The sequence below is a fragment of the Levilactobacillus suantsaii genome, from assembly GCF_014069315.1.
GTDB lineage: Bacteria > Bacillota > Bacilli > Lactobacillales > Lactobacillaceae > Levilactobacillus > Levilactobacillus suantsaii.
Genome location: NZ_CP059603.1, coordinates 2,369,263 through 2,390,562, shown reverse-complemented (window position 1 = coordinate 2,390,562; position 21,300 = coordinate 2,369,263). Strand labels below are relative to the sequence as shown.

28 protein-coding genes are annotated in these 21,300 nt (G+C 47.0%); 27 read left to right on the top strand and 1 reads right to left on the bottom strand.

From position 1 onward, the window contains the following. Positions 1-14 precede the first annotated feature (14 nt). The 23 genes from rplF (at position 15) to larC (ending at position 16,045) form a co-directional block, all read left to right on the top strand. Entirely contained in the window at positions 15-551 is a 537-nt protein-coding gene (gene rplF / locus H3M12_RS11265) for a 50S ribosomal protein L6 (RefSeq protein WP_129031354.1), read from the top strand. 37 nt (positions 552-588) lie between these two features. Beyond that, entirely contained in the window at positions 589-954 is a 366-nt protein-coding gene (gene rplR, locus H3M12_RS11260) for a 50S ribosomal protein L18 (protein WP_318531335.1), read from the top strand. A gap of 23 nt (positions 955-977) precedes the next feature. Continuing rightward, on the top strand, positions 978-1,481 hold the full coding sequence (gene rpsE / locus H3M12_RS11255) for a 30S ribosomal protein S5 (RefSeq protein ID WP_129031352.1): 504 nt from the start codon (positions 978-980) through the stop codon (positions 1,479-1,481). A 14-nt stretch (positions 1,482-1,495) separates the two neighbouring features. After that, positions 1,496-1,678 carry a 50S ribosomal protein L30 gene (rpmD, locus tag H3M12_RS11250; RefSeq protein ID WP_129031351.1) on the top strand — a complete coding sequence of 61 codons (183 nt, stop codon included), beginning with the start codon at positions 1,496-1,498 and terminating at the stop codon, positions 1,676-1,678. 35 nt (positions 1,679-1,713) lie between these two features. Beyond that, positions 1,714-2,148: a 50S ribosomal protein L15 gene (rplO, locus tag H3M12_RS11245; RefSeq protein ID WP_129031350.1), complete on the top strand. Its 435-nt coding sequence runs from the start codon at positions 1,714-1,716 to the stop codon at positions 2,146-2,148. Beyond that, positions 2,148-3,458: a preprotein translocase subunit SecY gene (gene secY / locus H3M12_RS11240; RefSeq protein WP_129031349.1), complete on the top strand. Its 1,311-nt coding sequence runs from the start codon at positions 2,148-2,150 to the stop codon at positions 3,456-3,458. Before rplO ends, secY begins: the two co-directional genes overlap by 1 nt. 92 nt (positions 3,459-3,550) lie before the next feature. Then, positions 3,551-4,204, top strand: a complete 654-nt coding sequence (locus tag H3M12_RS11235; RefSeq protein ID WP_318531334.1) for an adenylate kinase — start codon at positions 3,551-3,553, stop codon at positions 4,202-4,204. A gap of 159 nt (positions 4,205-4,363) precedes the next feature. After that, positions 4,364-4,582, top strand: a complete 219-nt coding sequence (gene infA, locus H3M12_RS11230) for a translation initiation factor IF-1 (protein ID WP_011668477.1) — start codon at positions 4,364-4,366, stop codon at positions 4,580-4,582. 29 nt (positions 4,583-4,611) lie between these two features. Then, positions 4,612-4,731 carry a 50S ribosomal protein L36 gene (rpmJ, locus tag H3M12_RS11225; protein ID WP_008855781.1) on the top strand — a complete coding sequence of 40 codons (120 nt, stop codon included), beginning with the start codon at positions 4,612-4,614 and terminating at the stop codon, positions 4,729-4,731. A 25-nt stretch (positions 4,732-4,756) separates the two neighbouring features. Beyond that, a complete protein-coding gene (rpsM, locus tag H3M12_RS11220; RefSeq protein WP_129031347.1) occupies positions 4,757-5,122 on the top strand; it encodes a 30S ribosomal protein S13 in 366 nt (121 codons plus the stop codon). A 30-nt stretch (positions 5,123-5,152) separates the two neighbouring features. Further along, complete coding sequence (rpsK, locus tag H3M12_RS11215; RefSeq protein ID WP_129031346.1) at positions 5,153-5,542, top strand: 30S ribosomal protein S11; 390 nt, start codon at positions 5,153-5,155, stop codon at positions 5,540-5,542. An 87-nt stretch (positions 5,543-5,629) separates the two neighbouring features. Continuing rightward, entirely contained in the window at positions 5,630-6,580 is a 951-nt protein-coding gene (locus H3M12_RS11210) for a DNA-directed RNA polymerase subunit alpha (RefSeq protein ID WP_129031345.1), read from the top strand. A 30-nt stretch (positions 6,581-6,610) separates the two neighbouring features. After that, the gene (gene rplQ / locus H3M12_RS11205; protein ID WP_129031344.1) at positions 6,611-6,994 is read left to right on the top strand and encodes a 50S ribosomal protein L17; all 384 of its coding nucleotides are present in this window, start codon (positions 6,611-6,613) and stop codon (positions 6,992-6,994) included. 268 nt (positions 6,995-7,262) lie between these two features. Continuing rightward, positions 7,263-8,132, top strand: a complete 870-nt coding sequence (locus H3M12_RS11200) for an energy-coupling factor ABC transporter ATP-binding protein (protein WP_129031343.1) — start codon at positions 7,263-7,265, stop codon at positions 8,130-8,132. Next, positions 8,078-8,953 (top strand): energy-coupling factor ABC transporter ATP-binding protein, encoded by an 876-nt coding sequence (locus H3M12_RS11195; RefSeq protein WP_182150726.1) that lies wholly within the window; start codon positions 8,078-8,080, stop codon positions 8,951-8,953. Before H3M12_RS11200 ends, H3M12_RS11195 begins: the two co-directional genes overlap by 55 nt. Continuing rightward, positions 8,946-9,746 carry an energy-coupling factor transporter transmembrane component T family protein gene (locus H3M12_RS11190; RefSeq protein ID WP_129031341.1) on the top strand — a complete coding sequence of 267 codons (801 nt, stop codon included), beginning with the start codon at positions 8,946-8,948 and terminating at the stop codon, positions 9,744-9,746. The genes H3M12_RS11195 and H3M12_RS11190 overlap by 8 nt, the downstream gene beginning before the upstream one ends. An 8-nt stretch (positions 9,747-9,754) precedes the next feature. Continuing rightward, positions 9,755-10,552, top strand: coding sequence for a tRNA pseudouridine(38-40) synthase TruA (gene truA, locus H3M12_RS11185; protein ID WP_129031340.1), 798 nt, complete (start codon positions 9,755-9,757; stop codon positions 10,550-10,552). A 138-nt stretch (positions 10,553-10,690) separates the two neighbouring features. Then, positions 10,691-11,134 carry a 50S ribosomal protein L13 gene (rplM, locus tag H3M12_RS11180; RefSeq protein ID WP_129031339.1) on the top strand — a complete coding sequence of 148 codons (444 nt, stop codon included), beginning with the start codon at positions 10,691-10,693 and terminating at the stop codon, positions 11,132-11,134. A 13-nt stretch (positions 11,135-11,147) separates the two neighbouring features. Then, complete coding sequence (gene rpsI / locus H3M12_RS11175) at positions 11,148-11,540, top strand: 30S ribosomal protein S9 (protein ID WP_011668466.1); 393 nt, start codon at positions 11,148-11,150, stop codon at positions 11,538-11,540. 227 nt (positions 11,541-11,767) lie between these two features. Beyond that, the gene (locus H3M12_RS11170; RefSeq protein ID WP_225423480.1) at positions 11,768-12,781 is read left to right on the top strand and encodes a HoxN/HupN/NixA family nickel/cobalt transporter; all 1,014 of its coding nucleotides are present in this window, start codon (positions 11,768-11,770) and stop codon (positions 12,779-12,781) included. A gap of 22 nt (positions 12,782-12,803) precedes the next feature. Beyond that, positions 12,804-14,060, top strand: coding sequence for a lactate racemase domain-containing protein (locus tag H3M12_RS11165; RefSeq protein ID WP_182150725.1), 1,257 nt, complete (start codon positions 12,804-12,806; stop codon positions 14,058-14,060). Positions 14,061-14,072: 12 nt separating this feature from the next. Then, positions 14,073-14,822: a nickel pincer cofactor biosynthesis protein LarB gene (larB, locus tag H3M12_RS11160; protein ID WP_233449183.1), complete on the top strand. Its 750-nt coding sequence runs from the start codon at positions 14,073-14,075 to the stop codon at positions 14,820-14,822. A 5-nt stretch (positions 14,823-14,827) separates the two neighbouring features. Further along, positions 14,828-16,045, top strand: a complete 1,218-nt coding sequence (gene larC / locus H3M12_RS11155) for a nickel pincer cofactor biosynthesis protein LarC (RefSeq protein WP_129031337.1) — start codon at positions 14,828-14,830, stop codon at positions 16,043-16,045. Positions 16,046-16,119: 74 nt separating this feature from the next. Here larC and tnpA read toward each other — a convergent pair whose 3' ends face one another. Then, positions 16,120-16,566, bottom strand: a complete 447-nt coding sequence (tnpA, locus tag H3M12_RS11150; protein WP_129033013.1) for an IS200/IS605 family transposase — start codon at positions 16,564-16,566, stop codon at positions 16,120-16,122. Positions 16,567-16,670: 104 nt separating this feature from the next. Between tnpA and H3M12_RS11145 the strand changes: the two genes are divergently transcribed. The 4 genes from H3M12_RS11145 (at position 16,671) to H3M12_RS11130 (ending at position 21,271) form a co-directional block, all read left to right on the top strand. After that, entirely contained in the window at positions 16,671-17,903 is a 1,233-nt protein-coding gene (locus H3M12_RS11145) for an RNA-guided endonuclease InsQ/TnpB family protein (RefSeq protein ID WP_129033056.1), read from the top strand. Between the two features lie 113 nt (positions 17,904-18,016). Beyond that, on the top strand, positions 18,017-18,886 hold the full coding sequence (gene larE, locus H3M12_RS11140; RefSeq protein WP_233449182.1) for an ATP-dependent sacrificial sulfur transferase LarE: 870 nt from the start codon (positions 18,017-18,019) through the stop codon (positions 18,884-18,886). 222 nt (positions 18,887-19,108) lie between these two features. Then, complete coding sequence (locus H3M12_RS11135) at positions 19,109-20,230, top strand: MFS transporter (RefSeq protein ID WP_129031417.1); 1,122 nt, start codon at positions 19,109-19,111, stop codon at positions 20,228-20,230. A 126-nt stretch (positions 20,231-20,356) separates the two neighbouring features. Further along, positions 20,357-21,271: an aldo/keto reductase gene (locus H3M12_RS11130; protein ID WP_170954922.1), complete on the top strand. Its 915-nt coding sequence runs from the start codon at positions 20,357-20,359 to the stop codon at positions 21,269-21,271. The last annotated feature ends 29 nt before the right edge of the window (positions 21,272-21,300 follow it).

The window sequence follows — 21,300 nt, the reverse complement described above, 5'->3', positions numbered from 1 at the left end:
GGAGGTGCCTTATAGTGAGTCGTATTGGTTATAAAACAGTTGTCATTCCTGCTGGTGTAGAAGTTAAGCGCGATGGCGACGAAGTTACGGTCAAGGGTCCTAAGGGTTCCTTAACGCGGACTTTCGCAACTGAAATTTCGATGAAGATCAGTGACGGTGAAGTTAACTTTGACCGTCCTGATAATGACAACAAGACGCGGGCTATGCACGGAACTCAACGTGCGAACTTAAACAACATGGTCGAAGGAGTCGTTAACGGCTTTGCCAAGACCTTGAAGCTTGTCGGTGTTGGGTACCGGGTTCAATTGAAGGGTTCAGACCTGATCTTGAGCGTTGGTTACTCCAACCCAGTTCACATGGAAGTTCCAGAAGGCCTGGACGTTAAGGTTCCAGACAACACCACCATCAACATTGCTGGTATCAGCAAGCAAGGTGTTGGTGACTTCGCTGCCGAAGTTCGTGCCGTTCGTTCCCCAGAACCTTACAAGGGTAAAGGGATCCGTTACGAAAACGAATACGTTCGGATTCGTGAAGGTAAGACCGGTAAGTAAACTTAAAGCAGCTTAATTGCTGAAATTTTTCAAAGAGGTGACTATTTTGATTACGAAACCAGATAAAAACAAGACGCGTCAAAAGCGTCATGGACGTGTCCGGAACAAAATTTCTGGTAATGCAGAACGCCCACGCTTAAACGTTTTCCGCTCTAACAAAAACATCTACGCTCAAGTAATTGATGACGTAGCGGGTGTAACGCTTGTTAGTGCCTCGACGTTAGATGACGGTGTTAGTGGCGACAACAAGACCGAACAAGCTGCGGCTGTTGGGGCTTTAGTTGCTAAGCGTGCCGTTGAAAAGAAGATTGAAAATGTTGTGTTTGACCGTGGCGGGTACTTGTACCATGGCCGTGTTCAAGCGCTTGCGGAAGCTGCTCGTGAAAACGGGCTTAAATTTTAATAGGTAAGGAGGAATAACCACACATGGCAAAGTTTATTGATCCCGATAAGTTGGAACTAGAAGACAACGTTGTTGCTATCAACCGGATTACTAAGGTTGTTAAAGGTGGTCGGCGTCTGCGTTTTGCTGCCCTGGTCATTGTCGGCGACAAGAACGGTCACGTTGGCTTCGGTACTGGTAAAGCACAAGAAGTTCCCGAAGCAATCCGGAAGGGCGTTGAAGCCGCTCGGAAAAACTTGATCGAAGTTCCAATCGTGGGAACGACCATTCCTCACGAAGTTATTGGAAACTACGGTGGTGGGAAGACGTTATTGAAGCCTGCTGCTGAAGGTTCTGGAGTTGCTGCTGGTGGTGCCGTTCGTTCCGTCATGGAATTAGCCGGTGTTTCCGATGTAACGTCCAAGCGTTTAGGATCCAACACGCCAGTTAACGCTGTTCGTGCAACGTTTGAAGGCTTGGCCCAATTAAAGCGTGCTGAAGAAGTAGCTGCCCTCCGGGGTGTCTCCCTTCAACACTTAGCTGAATAAGGAGGAGTTTTAAGATGGCTCAATTGAAAGTTACTTTAATTCATAGTGCTGCCCACCGCCTCCCTAAGCAGCGGAAAATCGTTGAGGCTTTAGGTTTGAAACGAATCAACAGTTCTGTTTTACAACCTGATAACGAAGCGACTCGCGGTGCGCTTTTCCCAATCGCACATTTAATTAAGGTTGAAGAAGTTAAGTAGTATTCATATCATTAAATAAGGAGGTGCGCAATAGCATGAAGTTGAATGAACTAAAACCTGCTGAAGGCTCACGGAAGGTTCGTAACCGAGTTGGCCGTGGTGATTCTTCTGGTAACGGTAAGACCTCTGGTCGGGGCCAAAAGGGTCAAAAAGCGCGGAGCAAGACTCGTTTGGGCTTTGAAGGTGGCCAAATGCCATTGTACCGTCGGATTCCAAAGCGTGGGTTTACCAACATTAACCGTAAGGAATTTGCTGTCGTAAACCTGTCTGCTTTGAACGTTTTTGATGACGGCGCTGAAGTTACGCCAGCTGCCTTAGTTGAAGCTGGTATCGTGAAAAACGAAAAGGCTGGCATCAAGGTCTTGGGTAACGGAGACTTGACGAAGAAGTTGACGGTTAAGGCCGCTAAATTCTCCAAGTCCGCCGCTCAAGCCATTGAAGCTGCTGGTGGTAAGACTGAGGTGATTTAATGCTATCAAGCTTGAAAAACGCCTTTAAGATTAAAGACATTCGTAATAAGATTCTCTTTACTCTACTGGTTTTGATCGTCTTTCGTCTCGGAACGTATATTACGGTTCCGGGCATCAATGCGGAGGCCCTTCAAAGCGTTGCGTCTTCTGGATTGGTTAGTATTTTAGATACCTTTAGTGGTGGTGGGTTGACCAACTATTCCATCTTTGCGATGGGGGTCTCCCCGTACATCACGGCACAAATCGTTATTCAATTGTTACAAATGGACATCGTTCCGCGTTTCGTGGAATGGAGTAAGCAAGGTGACGTGGGTCGCCGGAAATTAAATCAAGCCACGCGATACCTCGCGATTGTCTTGGCTTTCTTTCAATCTATTGGGATCACGGCCGGTTTCAGTGCGTTAAGCTCACTGAAATTGGTTGAAAGCCCCAGCGTGACAACGTACGTTTCTATCGGGATCATTTTGACCGGTGGGACGATGTTGACCACTTGGATGGGGGATATGATTACCGACCGCGGATTAGGTAATGGGATTTCGATGATTATCTTCGCCGGGATTATTGCCCGGACACCGAAGTCGGTGTACCAAATTTACCAAACTTACTTCGTCGATGCCGATAAAGGAACGTTATGGAAGAGTGTCTTGTTCATTGTTGCTATGATTGTTCTGGTCTTGATCATCGTGACGTTTGTCACCTGGGTCCAACAGGCCGAACGGCGAGTGCCAATTCAATACACGCGGCGGGTGTCTGGGTCACCAGATAGCAGTTACCTTCCATTAAAGGTCAACGTGGCCGGAGTTATCCCCGTTATCTTTGCGAGTTCGTTTATTGCCACGCCGCAAACTATTTTGATGGCGTTCCAAAATGCACACTCTCAAGACACGTGGTACCAAGTTCTTTCCGACGTCTTCAACATGCAAACGTTAGATGGTGCGATTTTGTACACCGTTCTGATCATTGTGTTCACGTTCTTCTACGCGTTCGTTCAAGTTAACCCCGAGAAGTTATCTGAAAACTTGCAAAAGCAAGGCAGTTACATTCCTGGTGTTTGGCCTGGTCACGAAACGCAATCATATGTTTCCAGTTTGTTGATGCGCCTGAGTACCGTTGGGTCGCTCTTCCTTGGATTCATATCCTTAATTCCGTTGTTAGCCCAAAACCTATGGGACTTAGATGAGTCGATTGGGTTAGGGGGTACTAGCCTCTTGATCGTGGTTGGTGTGGCCATCGAGACGATGCGTCAAGTTGACGGATTGATGATGAAGCGCGAATACGTTGGCTTTATCCAAGGTCCAGAACCAGCTTAATGAGTTTCCAGCGGGTGTGTTGAATCCTTTTGGCACACCTGCTTGTGTTTTTCAGGCTAAGTTAACGAATAAGGAGAGCGAACATGACAGCAATGAACTTAATTCTAATGGGTCTGCCGGGTGCCGGTAAGGGCACACAGGCTCAAAAGATTATCGATGAATTCCATTTACCCCACATCTCAACGGGAGATATCTTCCGCGATGCGATGAAGAATGAGACCGAGATGGGTGTGGCCGCGAAGAAGTACATCGATAAAGGTGAATTGGCTCCCGATGAAGTGACAAATGGAATCGTGCGTGATCGGTTAGCCCAGGATGATACCCAAGCAGGTTACATGTTGGATGGCTTCCCGCGTTCCCTGGCTCAAGCTCAAGCCCTTGACAGCTTTGGTCCTGAATTGGACCGGACCGTCAACGGGGTCATCAACATTCACGTTGAACCTGACGTGTTAGTTGAACGCTTGTCCGGACGGTACATTTGTCGGACTTGTGGGGCCACGTACCATAAGCTCTACAATAACCCGAAAGTTGCAGGCACGTGTGATGTTTGTGGCGGACATGATTTCTATCAGCGCGAAGATGATAAGCCGGCAACGGTGAAGAATCGCTTGGCGGTAAACCTGAAGGCCAACACGCCGTTAGTTGATTACTACACCAAGAAGGGGTTACTCTACACGGTTGATGGTAACCGCGACATCGATGACGTTTACGTCGACATCGAAAAAATCCTTAAAGCGTTGAAGTAAACCTGAATCTTGCTTTGTTAAAGCATGTATGGTAAGATTATTCAGGTTTAGCCTGTAAATGGCGCACTGCCGCAATTCGCAGGTGCTCGGTGAGGGCAAATTGGTGTTCTCACCGCTTTTCCGCGTAGTTGATACGCAATTATTAAGGGAGGTACTTTCGTGGCGAAAAGCGATGTCATTGAGGTTGAAGGTAAAGTTACCGAAACATTACCTAACGCGATGTTTCGGGTAGAATTAGAAAACGGTCATGAAATTCTCGCTCACGTTTCGGGTAAGATTCGGATGCATTACATCCGCATTCTGCCTGGTGATCGAGTAACTGTTGAAATGTCACCGTATGACTTGTCTAAGGGCCGGATTACGTATCGTTTTAAGTAACCGGTAGGACAAAAGTAGGAGGGTTATTCATGAAAGTAAGACCATCAGTTAAGCCAATGTGCGAACACTGCAAGGTTATCAAGCGTAAGGGTCGAGTAATGATTATTTGCTCTGCCAACCCAAAGCACAAACAACGTCAGGGTAAGTAATTTAATTTAATAGGAGGTGCAAGTAATGCCACGTATTGCAGGAGTGGATTTACCACGTGATAAGCGTATCGCTTATGGTTTGACCTACATTTTCGGAATCGGAATCAACACGGCACATAAGATTGTTGCTGATGCTGGGGTTGCCGAAGACGTTCGGGTTCGTGATTTAACGCCGGACCAAGAAGATAAGGTGCGGGCCGAAGTTGATAAGTACCGTGTTGAAGGTGACTTACGTCGTGAAGTTAGCTTGAACATCAAGAACTTACAAGAAATCGGGTCATACCGGGGTATGCGTCACCGTCGTGGATTGCCCGTTCGCGGTCAACACACGAAGAACAACGCGCGGACTCGTAAGGGTAAAGCCGTTACGATTGCCGGCAAGAAGAAGTAATTCAGTAAGTAAGGGAGGTCAAACACTTTTATGGCAACTAGAAGAACTAGTCGCAAGCGTCGGGTCAAAAAGGATATTGAATCCGGGGTTGCGCACATTCATGCTACGTTTAACAACACTTTAGTGATGATCACTGACGTTCAAGGGAACGCAATTGCTTGGTCATCTGCAGGTGCTTTAGGTTTCAAAGGTAGTCGGAAGTCAACGCCATTTGCTGCTCAAATGGCTGCTGAAGCCGCTGCTAAGGCTTCGATGGAACACGGGGTTAAGTCCGTGGAAGTCGCTGTTAAGGGTCCAGGTTCAGGACGTGAAGCCGCTATTCGGGCTATCCAAGCAGCTGGTATCGAAGTTACGGCTATTCGTGATGTGACGCCAGTGCCACATAACGGTACTCGTCCTCCAAAGCGTCGTCGGGTCTAACGTGAGCGTTTCATTTATGAAGATTGCCTTCATGATGGGATTGACTTATAGGAGCTCAACGCGGTTTGAAAGGGGTAAACGATAAGAATGATTGAATTTGAAAAGCCTAACATTCATAAAATTGACGAGAGCAGTAACTACGGCAAGTTTATTGTTGAACCGTTGGAACGGGGCTATGGGACGACCTTAGGGAACTCATTGCGTCGGATTCTGCTTTCTTCATTACCTGGTGCAGCCGTCACCAGCATTCAAATCGACGGGGTTCTGCATGAATTTTCGACTATCGAAGGTGTCGTTGAAGACGTTACGCAGATCATCTTAAACGTCAAGAAGATCGCGCTGAAGCTTAACGGGGCCGATGATCAAGAAGAAACCATGGAGATCAACGTTAAGGGGCCTGCACAAGTTACTGCTGGTGACATTGTTGCGGGAGCGGATGTCGATGTGTTGAACCCAGACCTGTACATTGCGACGGTCGCTGACGGGGCAACCTTCCACATGCGCATGACGGCCGATAAGGGTCGCGGTTATGTTTCTGCGGACGAAAACAAGACGCGGAATACGGAAATGCCAATTGGCGTTTTAGCCGTTGATTCGATTTACACCCCCATCGAACGGGTTAACTACCAAGTAGAGAATGCACGGGTCGGCCAACGGGCTGACTATGATAAATTGACCCTGGATGTTTGGACAAACGGTTCAATCAATCCGAGCGAAGCCATTTCTCTGGCTGCAAAGATCTTGACTGAGCATTTAGCGATGTTCGTTGATTTGACCGACGAAGCCAAGAACGCTGAAATCATGGTTGAAAAGGAAGAAACTCATAAGGAAAAGATGCTCGAGATGACCATCGAAGAGCTCGACTTATCCGTTCGTTCTTACAACTGTTTGAAGCGGGCTGGCATCAACACGGTGCAAGAATTGACTAACAAGACCGAAGCGGACATGATGAAAGTTCGTAACCTGGGTCGCAAGTCTCTGGAAGAAGTTAAGACTAAGTTAGCTGATTTAGGCTTATCACTTCGGAAAGAAGACTAATTTTAGATACTCAAAGGAGGGTTTCTGGTTATGAGTTACCGTAAATTACAACGGACTAGTTCTCAACGGAAGGCTTTGTTGCGTGATTTGACCACTAGTTTAATTTTAAATGGTCGGATCGAAACGACTGAAGCACGTGCCAAGGAAGTTCGCAAGTCGGCGGACCAAATGATCACCTTGGGTAAGCAAGGCGACTTGCACGCACGGCGTCAGGCGGCAACGTTCATTCGTAACGTGGTTGCCGATGTTAAGGAAGATGGCGATGACATCAAAATCACTAGTGCATTGCAAAAGCTATTCAGCGAATTAGCACCGAAGTACGCGGATCGTAACGGTGGTTACACGCGGATCTTAAAGACGATGCCTCGTCGCGGTGATGGTGCTGCAATGGCAATTTTGGAATTTGTTGACTAATTTTTAATTAATCGCGAGTCCGGGCTGGTCACGCCACCGTAGTGTGTGACAACTGGTAACACATAAATCACTAGAACCATGTGGTATAGAGCGCTATGATGATGGAGTTTCCTAGTCTAGCTTGAATGGGGGCGAAAGCCTCAGCGCCGCTGGTTTGTTAGTGATTTTTTTTGTACGCTTTTTTATGATGCGGGCAAAAATTGCGTTGATGAAGAATTCTTTGGTATAATTAGCGGTGACTTTTTCAAAGGGAGCGACGGACCAACGGATGGAAAATATAATTGAAGTACATCAGCTATCATATCAGTACCCCGATGCCAGTGAGCGCCCCGCCTTGAATCAAATCAGTTTTGACGTTCGGGCGGGGGAGTGGTTGGCCATCGTCGGCCATAATGGGAGCGGCAAGTCCACCCTGGCCAAGGCAATTGACGGGCTCTTACCGTTCACGGAAGGAGAAGTTATTGTCGGCGGGGTCGCACTCACGGCGGACACGGTCTGGCAAGTTCGTCACCAAATTGGGATGATCTTTCAAAATCCAGATAACCAGTTCGTGGGGGCCACGGTCGAAGACGACGTGGCGTTCGGGCTGGAAAACCGGCAGGTCCCGCGTGATCAGATGATCAAACAAGTGGCCGAGGCCTTACAACGGGTCGGCATGGCCGACTTTGCCCAACGGGCGCCCAGTTCGCTTTCGGGGGGGCAGAAGCAACGGGTGGCTTTAGCGGGAATTGTGGCCGTAGCGCCGAAGATTTTAATCTTAGACGAGGCGACAAGTATGTTAGATCCGCAAGGTCGCCAAGCGATGCTAGCGTTGGTACGCGAGTTACACGAGACGCAACATTTGACCGTGATTTCGATTACCCATGATATTGATGAAGCGGCGAGTGCCAACCGAATCCTAGTGGTCGATGACGGTCGACTGGTCCAAGAGGATTCCCCGGCCGCTATCTTCGCTCAAGGGGAACGCCTCATCGAGTTGGGGTTGGACGTCCCCTTCACCGCAAAATTAGCCACGGCATTACGACAACGTGGCATCACGCCGCCCAGTGGCTATCAGACAACTGCAGAAATGGAGGAATGGTTGTGGCAATCACTTTCGAACACGTCGGCTACACCTACCAAGCCAACACACCCTTAGCGACTCCGGCTTTGACTGACGTGTCATTCACGGTCCCTGACCATGGCTATTTGGCCATCATTGGCCATACTGGGAGCGGGAAGTCGACTTTGATCCAACAGCTCAACGCGCTGTTGAAACCCACCACGGGGCAACTCACGGTCGACCAGTTCACCGTGACGCCTACGACCACCAACGCCGATTTAAAACCGTTGCGGCGGCACGTGGGCATGGTCTTTCAATTTCCTGAAAGTCAACTCTTTGCGGAAACCATCCGCCAAGACATTGCCTTTGGGCCACAGAACTTCGGCTTAGACCCGGATAAAGCGTTAAAGTTAGCCGATGAGATGTTAGCCTTAGTGGGTTTAGACGCTAGTTATGCTCAACGTTCGCCCTTTGAGCTATCGGGAGGGCAGATGCGGCGGGTCGCTATCGCCGGTGTTTTAGCGATGCATCCCAAGGTGTTGGTCCTCGATGAACCCACGGCGGGCCTTGATCCCCAGGGGCGGCAAGAAATGATGTCTCTGTTTGAACGCTTGCACCGTGAACAGGGGTTGACCATTGTTTTGGTGACCCACCAAATGGAAGACGTGGCTCAGTACGCCGAACAGGTCGCCGTGATGCAACACGGGACCTTGTTACGGGTCGGAACACCACAGGAGATTTTTAGCGATGTGGCGTGGTTACGGACTGCTGATTTGGATCTTCCTCGAGCGGCGCAATTTGCCCAAAAATTGGCACAACGTGGCGTAAATTGGCCGCAGGGGCTACCGTTAACTGCGGACGATTTAGCAGCTCAGCTGGCCGCGCAGTGGCCAACCAAGGGGGTGGACCATGTCTAAGTTTCTTTTTGGGCGGTATTTACCGCTCAACTCCATCGTTCACCGCTTAGACCCCCGGAATAAGCTATTATTGAGTTTTTGTTATATTATTCTGGTTTTCCTGGCGAACAATTGGTTAAGCTACTTGATTTTGATTGCGTTCACCCTGGGGGCGATTCGGGCCTCGACGATTCCATTACGGATCTTTGTCCGGGGGATTCGGCCGTTGATTTGGTTGATTCTCTTTACCGTGGCGCTGCAATTGCTTTTTAGTCCAACGGGGGGCCACGTCTACTTTCATTGGACCTTCATCAACGTTACGCAATACGGGGTCGTCAATGCGGGGTACATCTTCATTCGGTTCTTACTGATTATCACGATGTCCACGCTGCTGACCCTGTCGACGCAACCGTTGGACATTGCGACTGGCTTAGCGTCACTGATGAAGCCATTACGGTGGGTACGCGTCCCAGTCGATACACTAGCGATGATGCTGTCGATTGCTTTGCGGTTCGTGCCTACCTTGATGGATGAAGCCCAAAAGATTATGAACGCTCAGCGGGCCCGCGGTGTCGATTTCGGTGAGGGAGGCTTGATCAAACAGGCCAAAGCCCTATTACCCTTGATGGTCCCGCTGTTTATCAGTGCTTTTAACCGCGCTGAAGATTTGTCGATTGCGATGGAAGCGCGGGGATATCAAGACAGTGAGCATCGCAGTCAGTACCGTATTTTAACTTGGCAACGACGGGATACGGTGACCTGGCTGATTTTTGCCTTAGGCTTAGCCTTGATTTTGATTTGCCGTCGTTGGTAGGAGAAAAAATGCAACGTTACAAAGTGACATTAATGTATGACGGGACCGCTTTTGCGGGGTTCCAACGTCAACCAAATAAACGGACCGTGGAAGGCGTTTTGACCAAGGTCGTCAATAAGATGGCCAAGAACCCGACCCCCGCCATTGGCGTTTATGGGTCTGGGCGCACCGATGCGGGTGTCCACGCCTTAGCGCAGGTGGTCCACTTTGATTTGCCGTTTAATATTCCGGCAGAGAGTATGCGTAAAGGACTCAACAGTCTATTACCGATGGACATGGAAGTGACCCACGTTGACCTCGTGGCTGCCGATTTTCACGCCCGTTATGATGTGTCGGGGAAACGCTACCTGTACCGGATGGATTTGGGTGAATTTCGTAATCCGTTCAAACGTAACTACACCGGTCACTGGAAGTTTCCCATTGATTTGGCGAAAATTAACACGGCCCTCCAGGATTTAGTGGGGGAACACGATTACACCAGTTTCGTGGCATCGGGGGCGCAGACCCGGACCTTCGTGCGCACCATTTACGAAGCCACCTGTCACGTAGATCAGCACAACAACGAATTGATTTTTGAGTTCTACGGGAACGGCTTCATGTACAACCAGATTCGGATCATGGTGGGTGTGTTGGTCGAGATTGGATCCGGGACCCGCCCGGTGCACGATGTGTTGCGACTGTATCAGGTCAAGGACCGCAAACAGGCGCAACGGACCGCCCCGGCGGCGGGCTTGTATCTCAAACATGTCTATTACATGGGTGAGGACCCGCAACACCCAACGAAATTACCGCCACACCAACGCTAAATTTAGCTAAGGGACCAAACAATCATTGACTTTAAGGTGAAAACTTTGTATCATAGTCGTTGGTATTGTTTGCCCCACGATAAGCCCCGGAAAGTTTACTTGGTGTCAGACAAACACAGATTTATGGAGGAATTTAACGTGCGCACAACATATATTGCAAAACCCGGCGACATTGACCGTAAATGGTATATCGTCGACGCAACCGACGTTAGCTTAGGTCGGCTTGCTTCCGTCGTCGCAACTGTCTTACGTGGTAAGAATAAGCCAACGTTCACCCCTAACGTGGACACCGGTGACAACGTGATTGTAATCAACGCCAGCAAGATTGCCTTGACTGGTCGGAAAGCAACTCACAAGATCTACTACCACCATACGCAATTTGCTGGTGGCTTGAAGTCACGGACTGCCGGTAACTTCCGGGATGAAAACCCAGAAAAATTGATCGAAACTTCTGTTCAAGGCATGCTTCCTAAGGGTTCATTAGGTCACCAAATGGCATTAAAGCTTCACGTGTATGCTGGTGAAGACCACAAGCACGAAGCCCAAAAGCCAGAAGTATTAGACATTACGAACCTAATTTAAGGAGGAAACCCAATTGGCACAAGTTCAATATCGCGGCACTGGCCGTCGTAAAAACTCTTCTGCCCGTGTACGTTTAGTACCCGGTTCAGGTAAGATTGTCATGAACAACAAGGCAATTGAAGACTACATTCCATTCGCAAGTATCCGTGAAGTGGTTTTACAACCATTCAACGTAACGGAAACGCTTGGTAACTACGATGCATTAGTTACTGTTCGCGGTGGTGGATTCTCCGGTCAAGCCGGTGCAACCCGTCACGGTATCGCTCGGGCATTGCTCGAAGTTGATCCTGATTTCCGTGGTCCGCTGAAGCGTGCGGGTCTCTTGACTCGTGACGCCCGGATGAAAGAACGGAAGAAGCCAGGTCTCAAGAAGGCCCGGAAAGCTTCACAATTCTCCAAGCGTTAATCTTTGGATTTATCTTGGATTATGGAAAGACACTCACAGCAATGTGGGTGTTTTTTTTATGGGTAAAAAGTGACACGACAGGGAAAACGAATGGATGAAGAATTTTGAAAGCGTTGTCTGAGCTGTCTAAAAATGGTAATCTTAGAGTATGGTTTTATAAAATAACTAATTATCGTCTGATATTTTAAATTTTGTAATTAAAGATAGTAAGTGAAGGAGATGGATTCTTGGAGAATTATCGACGTTATCCGTTAGGACCCGATATCGCTAAATATGGTGGAATTGTGTTAGTCTTCTTGGTTACAGGAATAATGTTAGCGGTTTCTTATATGCGACAGTACCCGGCGCTATTATCTATGGCAGTCGTAGCCTTTACGTTAGGCTTACAACATGCTTTTGATGTAGATCATATCACGGCTATAGATAATATTACGCGAAAGATGATTAATGAAGGACGGAATACGCACGGCGTAGGTTTTGCTTTTTCTCTGGGTCATTCATCCGTCGTTATGTTGATGGCCGTAGCAACTATTTTATTTGTGACCTGGTCGAAACGACGGTTACCAGATTTTCAGCGTCTCGGCGGTGTGATTGGCACAACTTTTGCAGGAATCACCTTAATTTTATTAGCAGTGGTTAACTTAGTTCTTTTGCATCACATTTGGCACGATTTTCGGCGAGCCAAACATCCACAGGCTTCAGTTCAGGTAAAAAAATCGATTATTTATCGAATTTTTGAGCGGGGATTACATTTGATTAATCATAATTGGCAAGTAATCGGTATTGGCTTTTTATTCGGATTAGGGTTCGATACGGCATCGCAAATTGCGGTATTGGCGACGTCTGCCATTACGACTAGTCAGGGGGTTCCTTGGTATGCGGTCCTCTCCTTTCCCTTATTGTTTATGGCGGGGATGTGTCTTTTGGATACTAGTGATGGCCTATTTATGAGTACTGCTTATGCCTGGGTATTCGCGTCTCCAATACGGAAAGTCTACTATAACTTGGTTTTAACAGCGGTGTCCGTCGGAGCAGCGTTGTTTGCAGGCAGTGTGAATCTCTTGTTAGCGGCTAAGCTAGTGTTTAAAGTCCATAGTCCATTAATTTCTTGGGTATCAGGGCTTAACTTCTTTCACTTAGGAGTAGGCCTTGTCAGTTTGTTTATTGTTTTGTGGGTGGTTGCACTACTTGGGTGGCATTACCTTGGTGTTGGGAAAAAGGATGATGCAATACAAAATTAGTACAGATTAAGGAGATGGTTTTTTGCAAATTAAAGTGCCTTATGGAAAATCAGATGCTTTTCACGTTGACATTGCTGACAATCAACTGACGGGGGTGTTTAACCCGAATCATGTGGATAAGGTTGATGCTGATACCGCAATCGATCAAGCCTTGGCTAATCCATTTGAAACGGATTCCTTCGAGAAATTCATGGATACGAATGAACGAGTAGTTTTTATTGTTAATGATGGTACGCGGCCGACCCCTACAGCACAAGTTTTACGGCATATTTACCCCAAGATTAAGGATAAAAACATCTATTTTATTGTTGCGACTGGGGTGCATCGGGAACCGACTGAAGAGGAGTATAATTTCATTTTTGGTGCTGATATTTACCAGGACTTAAAGGCAAAAGGTCGTATCCATAGTCATGATTGTCATCATGATGCTATGACGTACTTGGGGAAGTCTTCGAATGGTACAAAAATGTTGCTAAATAAAATTGTGGCAGATGCGGCTAAGGTGGTTCCCATTAGTTCGATTGAACCTCATTATTTTGCTGGTTATACTGGCGGGCGTAAATCATTTTTGCCCGGAGTAGCGGCTTATGAAACGATTTCAGAGAATCATTACCTGGCTCTAAAGAATTCCGCTAGAGCGTTAAAACTCAAGGGAAATCCAGTTCATGAAGATATGATGGATGCCATGCAGGTCTTAAAAGGTATTGATATTTTTGCAATTGAAATGGTGTTGGATAGTCAGCATGACATTTATGCTGTCACGACGGGAGACCTATCCCAGTCGTTTTATGCGGGAATTGATAAAGCCAAGGAAGTTTATGGCGTTCGGATTCCACATAAAGCAGATATTGTGATTTCAGTAGCCCCATACCCGATGGACGTAGACCTGTATCAGGCACAAAAAGCCCTGGATAACGGTAAGTTAGCTCTTAAACGCGACGGTATTTTAATTCTAGTGGCGAAGTGCCGAACGGGTATTGGCCCCAAACCTTTTTATGATCTTTTGAGTTCAGAAAAGGATGCTCAGGCAGTACTTGATAAGATTCATCATAGTTGGAAACTCGGCTATCATAAGGCAGCCAAGATGGCGCAGATTGATACTTGGGCGCAAACTTGGGCAGTCACGGACTTGACGGACCAACAGATGCGTAACGTGCACTTTAAGCCATTCCATGAGTTAACAGCGGCTTATCAAGCTGCAGTTGCGGAAAAGGGGGACCAAGCTAGTGTAATTGTGTTGCCAGCTGGGTCGATGACTGTACCAGAGGTTCAAGCTTAGGAGGAATGCTCGGTGACTGAAGAAGATCAGAAAAAGTTGTTGCAAGCGGTAGCAAGTCATCAATTAGATGTTGCCACAGCGTTAAAACAACTAACGGCGTCGCCGACAATGGCAGAAATAACTAATCTGGATTTTGATCGTCAACAGCGGACTGGGTACCCAGAGACCGTATTTGGTGAAGGGAAAACAGCGGACCAAATTATTGATATTATGCGGCAGTTTACCCAGCAAGGCCAAACCGTTTTGGGCACGCGAATAACGGCCTCTAAAGCTAAATTAGTGAAACGGCAATTGCCTAATTTATGTTATTTTCCAATAGCACGTTGCTTAGTAAACGGAGCATTACCGACTGAAGTTACCCCAACGACGATTGCTATTGTGACGGCTGGAACGTCGGATCTATCTGTTGCCGAAGAGGCGGCAGTGACCGCAAAAGTCTTCGGTAATCAGATTGAACGTGTGTATGACGTGGGTGTTGCGGGTATTCACCGGCTATTTGCTAAGTTAGATGCAATCCGGCAGGCCAAGGTCGTCATCGTTGCTGCTGGAATGGACGGAGCTTTGGCTAGTGTTGTTGGCGGTTTAGTTGCCAGCCCAGTTATTGCGTTACCCACGAGCGTTGGGTATGGTAGCAGTTATCATGGGTTAAGTGCACTCTTGACTATGTTGAATAGTTGTGCGGAGGGCGTCACCGTTGTCAATATCGATAATGGCTTTGGTGCGGCCTACGCGGCAAGTGTGATGAATCATTTGAAGGGGTAGATGAAATGCGAACACTTTACTTAGATGCTTTTTCTGGCGTGAGTGGTGACATGTTTATTGGGGCTCTTTTAGACTTAGGGGTGAAGTTAAGCGACCTGGAAGTAGCTCTAAAACAGCTGCATGTGACGGGGTATACTTTGCAGGCTGAACGGACAGCTAAAAGTGCCATTTACGGGACTAATTTTGATGTAGTCCTTGACCGTGGTACCAAGGATCATGGGTTTGTTGAGGGGCCACATAATCACCATGGTCGTCACCTGAGTGACATTGTCCAACTCATTCAGTCTAGTGATTTAAAAGCTACGGTGAAGCAACATGCAATTGCAATCTTTCAGGATATTGGACAGGCGGAATCGCAGGTCCATCAGGTCCCACTAACGAACGTTCATTTTCATGAAGTGGGGGCTTTGGATTCCATTGTGGATATCGTAGGGTCGTGTATTTGTTTAGATTTATTGCATGTTGACCAGATCAAATGCTCAACGATTGCCGATGGTAGTGGGTTTATCAATGTTGCACATGGCGAAATGCCGGTACCAGTACCAGCAGTTGCACAAATGTTGACGGAACGACCGATACCGGTTCAACAACATCCGGAAATTCATACGGAATTGTTGACGCCCACAGGATTAGGCCTAGTTAAGGAATTTGTGACAGAGTTCGGGCCGCTTAATTCACAAATGGCAGTTCAAAAAGTTGGCTATGGTTTTGGAAAGCGGGAAACGGGCCGCTTCAATGCGTTACGAGCCATGGTAGTAACGACTGCGCAGTCACAAAAAGAGACAGTTGCGACTCAAGATCAGGTATGGGTCTTGGAGACGAATCTCGATGATCAGACAGCTGAGGGTATTGGTTTTGCCCAGTCACAATTACTGACGGCGGGAGCATTGGATGTTTACGTGACGCCAGTTCAGATGAAAAAAGCCCGGCCCGGTGTCTTACTCACCGTTTTAGCGGCTGAAAATGACCGTGAACGACTCGTAACAGCGATGTTAAAGTACACCACAGCTAAGGGAATTCGGTATACTCAGATGGCGCGAACCGTCATGAAACGACACTTTACAACCGTGTCTTACAAGGGGATGCCTATTCGATTAAAGGTAGCAACTTATCATGATATTCACCGAGTGACGCCAGAATACGAGGATTGTCAAACGGCAGCTCAGAAATTGGACGTCGCGTTAGAAACGGTAATGGCAGGGGTTCAAGCCCAATTAAGTTAGGAGGAATTTTCATTAAAATTTTGGCGGGAAACCCATGATTTCAATCATGGGAGGAACGCCCATGTTTCGCAACGTTAGTTGCGTTTTAGCAGAGGCCTTCCCGCCTTCCCCCTTTCTGTTCGTTGGTTCTCAATGTAGTGTTCGACTGTTTCTTTTGACATATCCCCTAAAGTGCCCATGTAATAGCTTGGCGACCAAAGGTGACCGCCCCAAACTATTTGTTGTGTTTCTGGGTGAATTTTGAACCATTCGCGTGCTGAGACCCCCTTTAATACCTTGACAATATTGGCCGGCGCGTACTTTGGTTTAAAGCTGATTAGTAGATGGATATGATCAAGCATGACTTCACCTTTCTCAATTTCAATTTCGTTTTGATTCGCAATGTTTTGCAAGATTGTCAACATCTCCTTTGCTAATCTTGGTGTGTTAAATATTTGTTTCCGATACTTCGTTACCCAGACTAAATGGAAGTGAAAGTTATAAACATATCCGCGTTCGTGTTTCACATTTTCTTTTGACATACGATTTACTCCTAACGTTTATAGATAAACGACTTTGTTGTTTAAATGTGGTGACAGTCGTATAATAATTATAGTCTAAGGAGGTGATATATGTGACTAAGAAAATGTCTGAGTTCAAATACCATTACGGAATTAAAATGCGAATATTCCCATCTCGTGAGCAGAAACATCAGCTTGACAACAATATCAACGCAAGCCGTTTTGCTTACAACGAGATGGTGGCCATCGACAAAGAACTATTTCAATTGCGTAAAGTAAAGTGTTACATTGCTTCGGTTGTTAATCGCATTGCCTACCTGCAGAAACGTAAAAACAACACACAAATGTTGTTTGCACTACATCCTTGGTTATCAGGTACCAATGTAGGTACCGACGTTGTAGATCAAGCACGACGAGCTTATCAGAGCGCGTGGCGTTTATTTCGACAAGTACACAGATCTGGCACACCAAAGTTCCATAAAAAGCAGATGAGTGGCAGCTTTCAGCTCCCAAATCGCTATGCTAAGGTTAAGCCGAATTTGTTCAATGGCAGTTGCCGTTTTCTCGATTCTAAGCATGTGAAAATTAGCTTGATTGGCCGATTGCGTGTGTCTGGGTCACATAGACGCTTGTTTAGTTGTGGCAATGATGTTCGTATTGGAACAATCACTGTCTCGCGCGATGTCACTGGGCGTTACTACTTATCTATGCAACTAGGATCGGACACCCCGTTTGTTGCGGGTGGCAAGCAACAGATCTCTCCAGTAGGCATTGACCTAAATACTGACAATTTCCTAACTGATTCAAACGGCAACATCGTTGCCAACCCACGTTACTATCGCTCTATCAAGGGCAAGCTAGCCAAAGCCCAACGTAAACTTTCTCGTCGTGCGCTACGGGCTAAAAAAGAAAATCGGCCGCTTCGTGAAGCTAAGAATTATCAGAAACAACGTGTATTGGTGGCCACCCTCCAGCGAAAAGTTGCTAATCAACGTAACAACTTTCTACATCTTGTCTCAACAACACTTATCAAGAACCACGATTTAGTTGTTGCAGAGGAGTTGCGGAGTAAGAATATGTTACGAAACCATGCATTGGCAATGAGCATTGCTGATGTTGGCTGGCGAACTTTTTTAGGCATGCTGGCCTATAAAGCCGACCTATACGGCCATAAATTTGTCACCGTTAATCCGCGTAACACGACACAAACCTGTAGTGAGTGTGGATATTTGATGTGCGGTGATAAAAAATTGACCTTAAAAGATCGTGAATGGACTTGCCCGCAGTGCGGTAATCACCACATTCGCGATTGGAATGCTGCTAAAAACATTCTCAAAAAAGGCTTGGCAAGTGCTTAACTTGTTTGTCCGTCTGGCAACCTGCGGGCATAAAAGGCTTTGGTAATTAGCACGTAAGACCTGCATGCAGGCAATTGCTGTATCTAAGCAAATTGTGGTCGTTGCACCGTTAGGTGCAGTTCTCACAAGCTTCCGACTTTAGTCGGGAGTGGTTGACGGACGTAGTTACAAATAAAACAGAACAATTGCAAACAGTGTTAAGTCAATATCGCTCAGCTTTGGTGGCTTTTTCTGGCGGAATTGATAGTACCGTGGTCTTACAGGCAGCAATTACAGCTTATGGGACTAAAAATGTCGTTGCCATAGTGGCTAATTCAGAGCTCTTTAGTGATGTAGAATTTACCCAGGCAGTTGCCCTCGGAAAGCAACTGGGTGTTCAGGTTGTTCCCACAACGCTGGCTTATTTGAAAAATGAAGATGTCCGGCAAAATACACCAAATAGTTGGTATGCCGCTAAAAAGCTGTTCTATCAACGAATGAATGGTTTAAAAGCCCAGTATCCGGCTGATGTCATTTTTGATGGGATTATTGCAGATGATTTGCAGGATTACCGTCCAGGACTTAAAGCTCGAGATGAAGAAGGAATCGTTAGTCCACTAGCTCTTGCAAACTTTACTAAAGTCGATGTGCGACAATTGGCACAAGATTATGGTTTGAGTAATTGGAACAAAGTTCCGTCGAGCAGTGTATCATCCCGTTTTCCTTATAATACAACGCTGACTCAGACAGCAATTGACCGGGTCATGCAAGCTGAAAGCTATCTTCGCCAGTTGGGTTTCTCGACCGTGCGAGTGCGGGTTCATGGTGACTTGGCCCGGATTGAGGTGCCTAATCAGCAGATGAGTGCTCTAATGGCACAACGGGAAGCCATTAATACAAAGCTAAAGCAATTAGGCTACGATTATGTTTCTGTGGATTTAGGTGGTTTTATCAGTGGGCATATGAATGACGTATTGGCAACGACTACCACTTCAGAAGATTAACAAGTAGAGGCTCTGGACCTTAGTTTGGAGCCTTTTTTGACTAAAAAAACACCTGATGATCATCGGCAACGCTTCCATCAAAAAAGTCACGTCGTCAGTATGGTATGATATTGAAGATGAAATTTTTCTGAAAGAAGGCCAACCGTGAGTAAGTCGGAGACAGGCAGCACCAAATTATTTTCACGTGATATTATTCTCTTGTTGATTTGTACCTTTTGTTATATGTGTTCCTCAATGTTGATCAATCCAATCATCGTTGGGTTCACTAGAAGCCTGGGGGCCAGTACCTTGATTGCTGGTGGCGTGACGGCCGCAATGAACGTGTGCTCGTTGATTTTTCGCCCGTTTGCCGGCCAAATCGTCGACAAGATTACCAAGTATAAAGTGGCGTTTATCGGTAGTGGCCTCTTAGTCGTGGCCACGGCTGGCTACGCAGTAGCTACGGCCCCGTGGATGGTAGTTTTCTTCCGAATCGTTCATGGGTTCGGCTTTGCGTTAAGTTCCATTTGCCTGGCTACCTGGTTTTCAAGTCTCTTGCCGCGCGAACGAATGGGGGCGGGGATGAGCTACTATGGCATGATGAACGCCTTGGGGATGGCCGTGGCGCCCGCTTTGGGTATCTGGGTCTACCATCAGGTCAATTATCGGGTCGCCTTTCTGTGTTCTACAGCGTTTAGTGCGGTCCTTTTAATCCTGATTCAATTTGTGATCAATCGTGGTCGCCCGTACCAACCACGGACTCAAGTAACGAAAAAGGCGGCAGAACCTCGGTTTCGAATTGTTCAACCGAAAGTCATCCCGATAGCCATCATCTTGATGTTGTTGTCGATTCCGTATTTTGCGACACAATCCTATATCGTCGAGTACGTGGCGGCTCGGCAGTTACCAGTCTCGTCCGGAAGCTTCTTTATCATCTACGCCATCATTCTCTTGGTGGTACGACTGGTCTTTAAGGACTATTTTGATCGGGTCGCTTTTAAGTGGTTTCTGTTGATTGGAAGTATTTGTAACTTGATTGGTATGATGGGACTGACCTATCTGACGAATAATTGGTGGATGGTTTTGGCCGCGGCGGGATTAGCTGGGGGCTACGGGGTCATGTACTCTGTGTGTCAGGCTACCGCTTTGCTGATTGCCCCGTTAGACGAACAGGGACTTGCTAACAGTACCTTTTATATCGGCATGGATACGGGGATGATTTTAGGGCCAGTCATTGGCGGGGCGTTGTTTGATGCCTTACCATTGCCTACTTTTTATCCCGCGTTGATGATTACGGTGCCGTTGACCGCCTTAGTCTACCTGATTTTCCACCGGCAGTTAGCCGTCAAAGCCCAAAATAGTTAAGAATAAACCGGTTGTTTTTCGACTTTTAGTCGGAGCAACCGGTTTTTGAGATACGGTTTAGTTGCGGGGAACAACGTTTCAGTTATACAATCAACGATGTAATCTAATTTGAGGAGGAATTGACGGATGACAAATTCGGTATTAACGCAACGGGTTACCTTGAATAATGGCTACACCATGCCACGACTAGGCTTAGGCGTTTGGAAGACCTCGAACACGGATGCTGCTCAATCAGTTAGCCAAGCGATTCAACATGGCTATCGGTTGATTGATACGGCTAAACAGTACGGGAATGAACCAGGAGTTGGAGCCGGGATTCAAGATGGCCTGCTTCAAACCGGGTTGAACCGCAAGGATTTGTTTGTGACCACCAAGGTCTTAAATGATGATCAGGGTTATGATTCCACGCTCCGGGCTTTTGAGGCCAGTTTGAAACAATTGCGGTTACACTACGTAGACTTATACTTGATTCACTGGCCAGTCGACGGGCGCTTCATTGATACTTGGCGGGCATTAGAAGAGCTTTACCGTAACGGTCAGATCCGTGCAATCGGCATCTCTAACTTTGACCGGGACCGGTTGAGTGAGTTGCTGGACAAAACCAGTATCACGCCGGTAATTAACCAGATGGAGTTTAATCCGTTAAACCAGGAAAAGGACATTCGGCAATTGATGCAGTTAGCGGGCATTCAATTGGAAGCTTGGTCTCCCTTAGGCGGCGGTGAAGCGCTCAATAATCTGGTGATCACTAAGTTGGCCGCCAAGTATCAGCGCTCGGCTGCTCAGATTATTCTCCGTTGGGATTACCAGCAAGGGATTGTCGTGATTCCAAAGTCGACGCACGTCAAACGCATTATTGAAAACAGCCAATTAGGCGACTTTGAATTAAGTGATGAGGACGTGGCTGCCATTCAAGCGTTAGACCAAGGCAAGCGGGGGCTCTGGTATGATGATTTTACCTGGCATAACCCAACCAATCCACAAGCAATCGCTGGTGGTATTGAAACTTGGGACGATACGGCAAAATTTTTACAGAAATAACTAAACAATGAGCGAATAAAAGGCGAGCC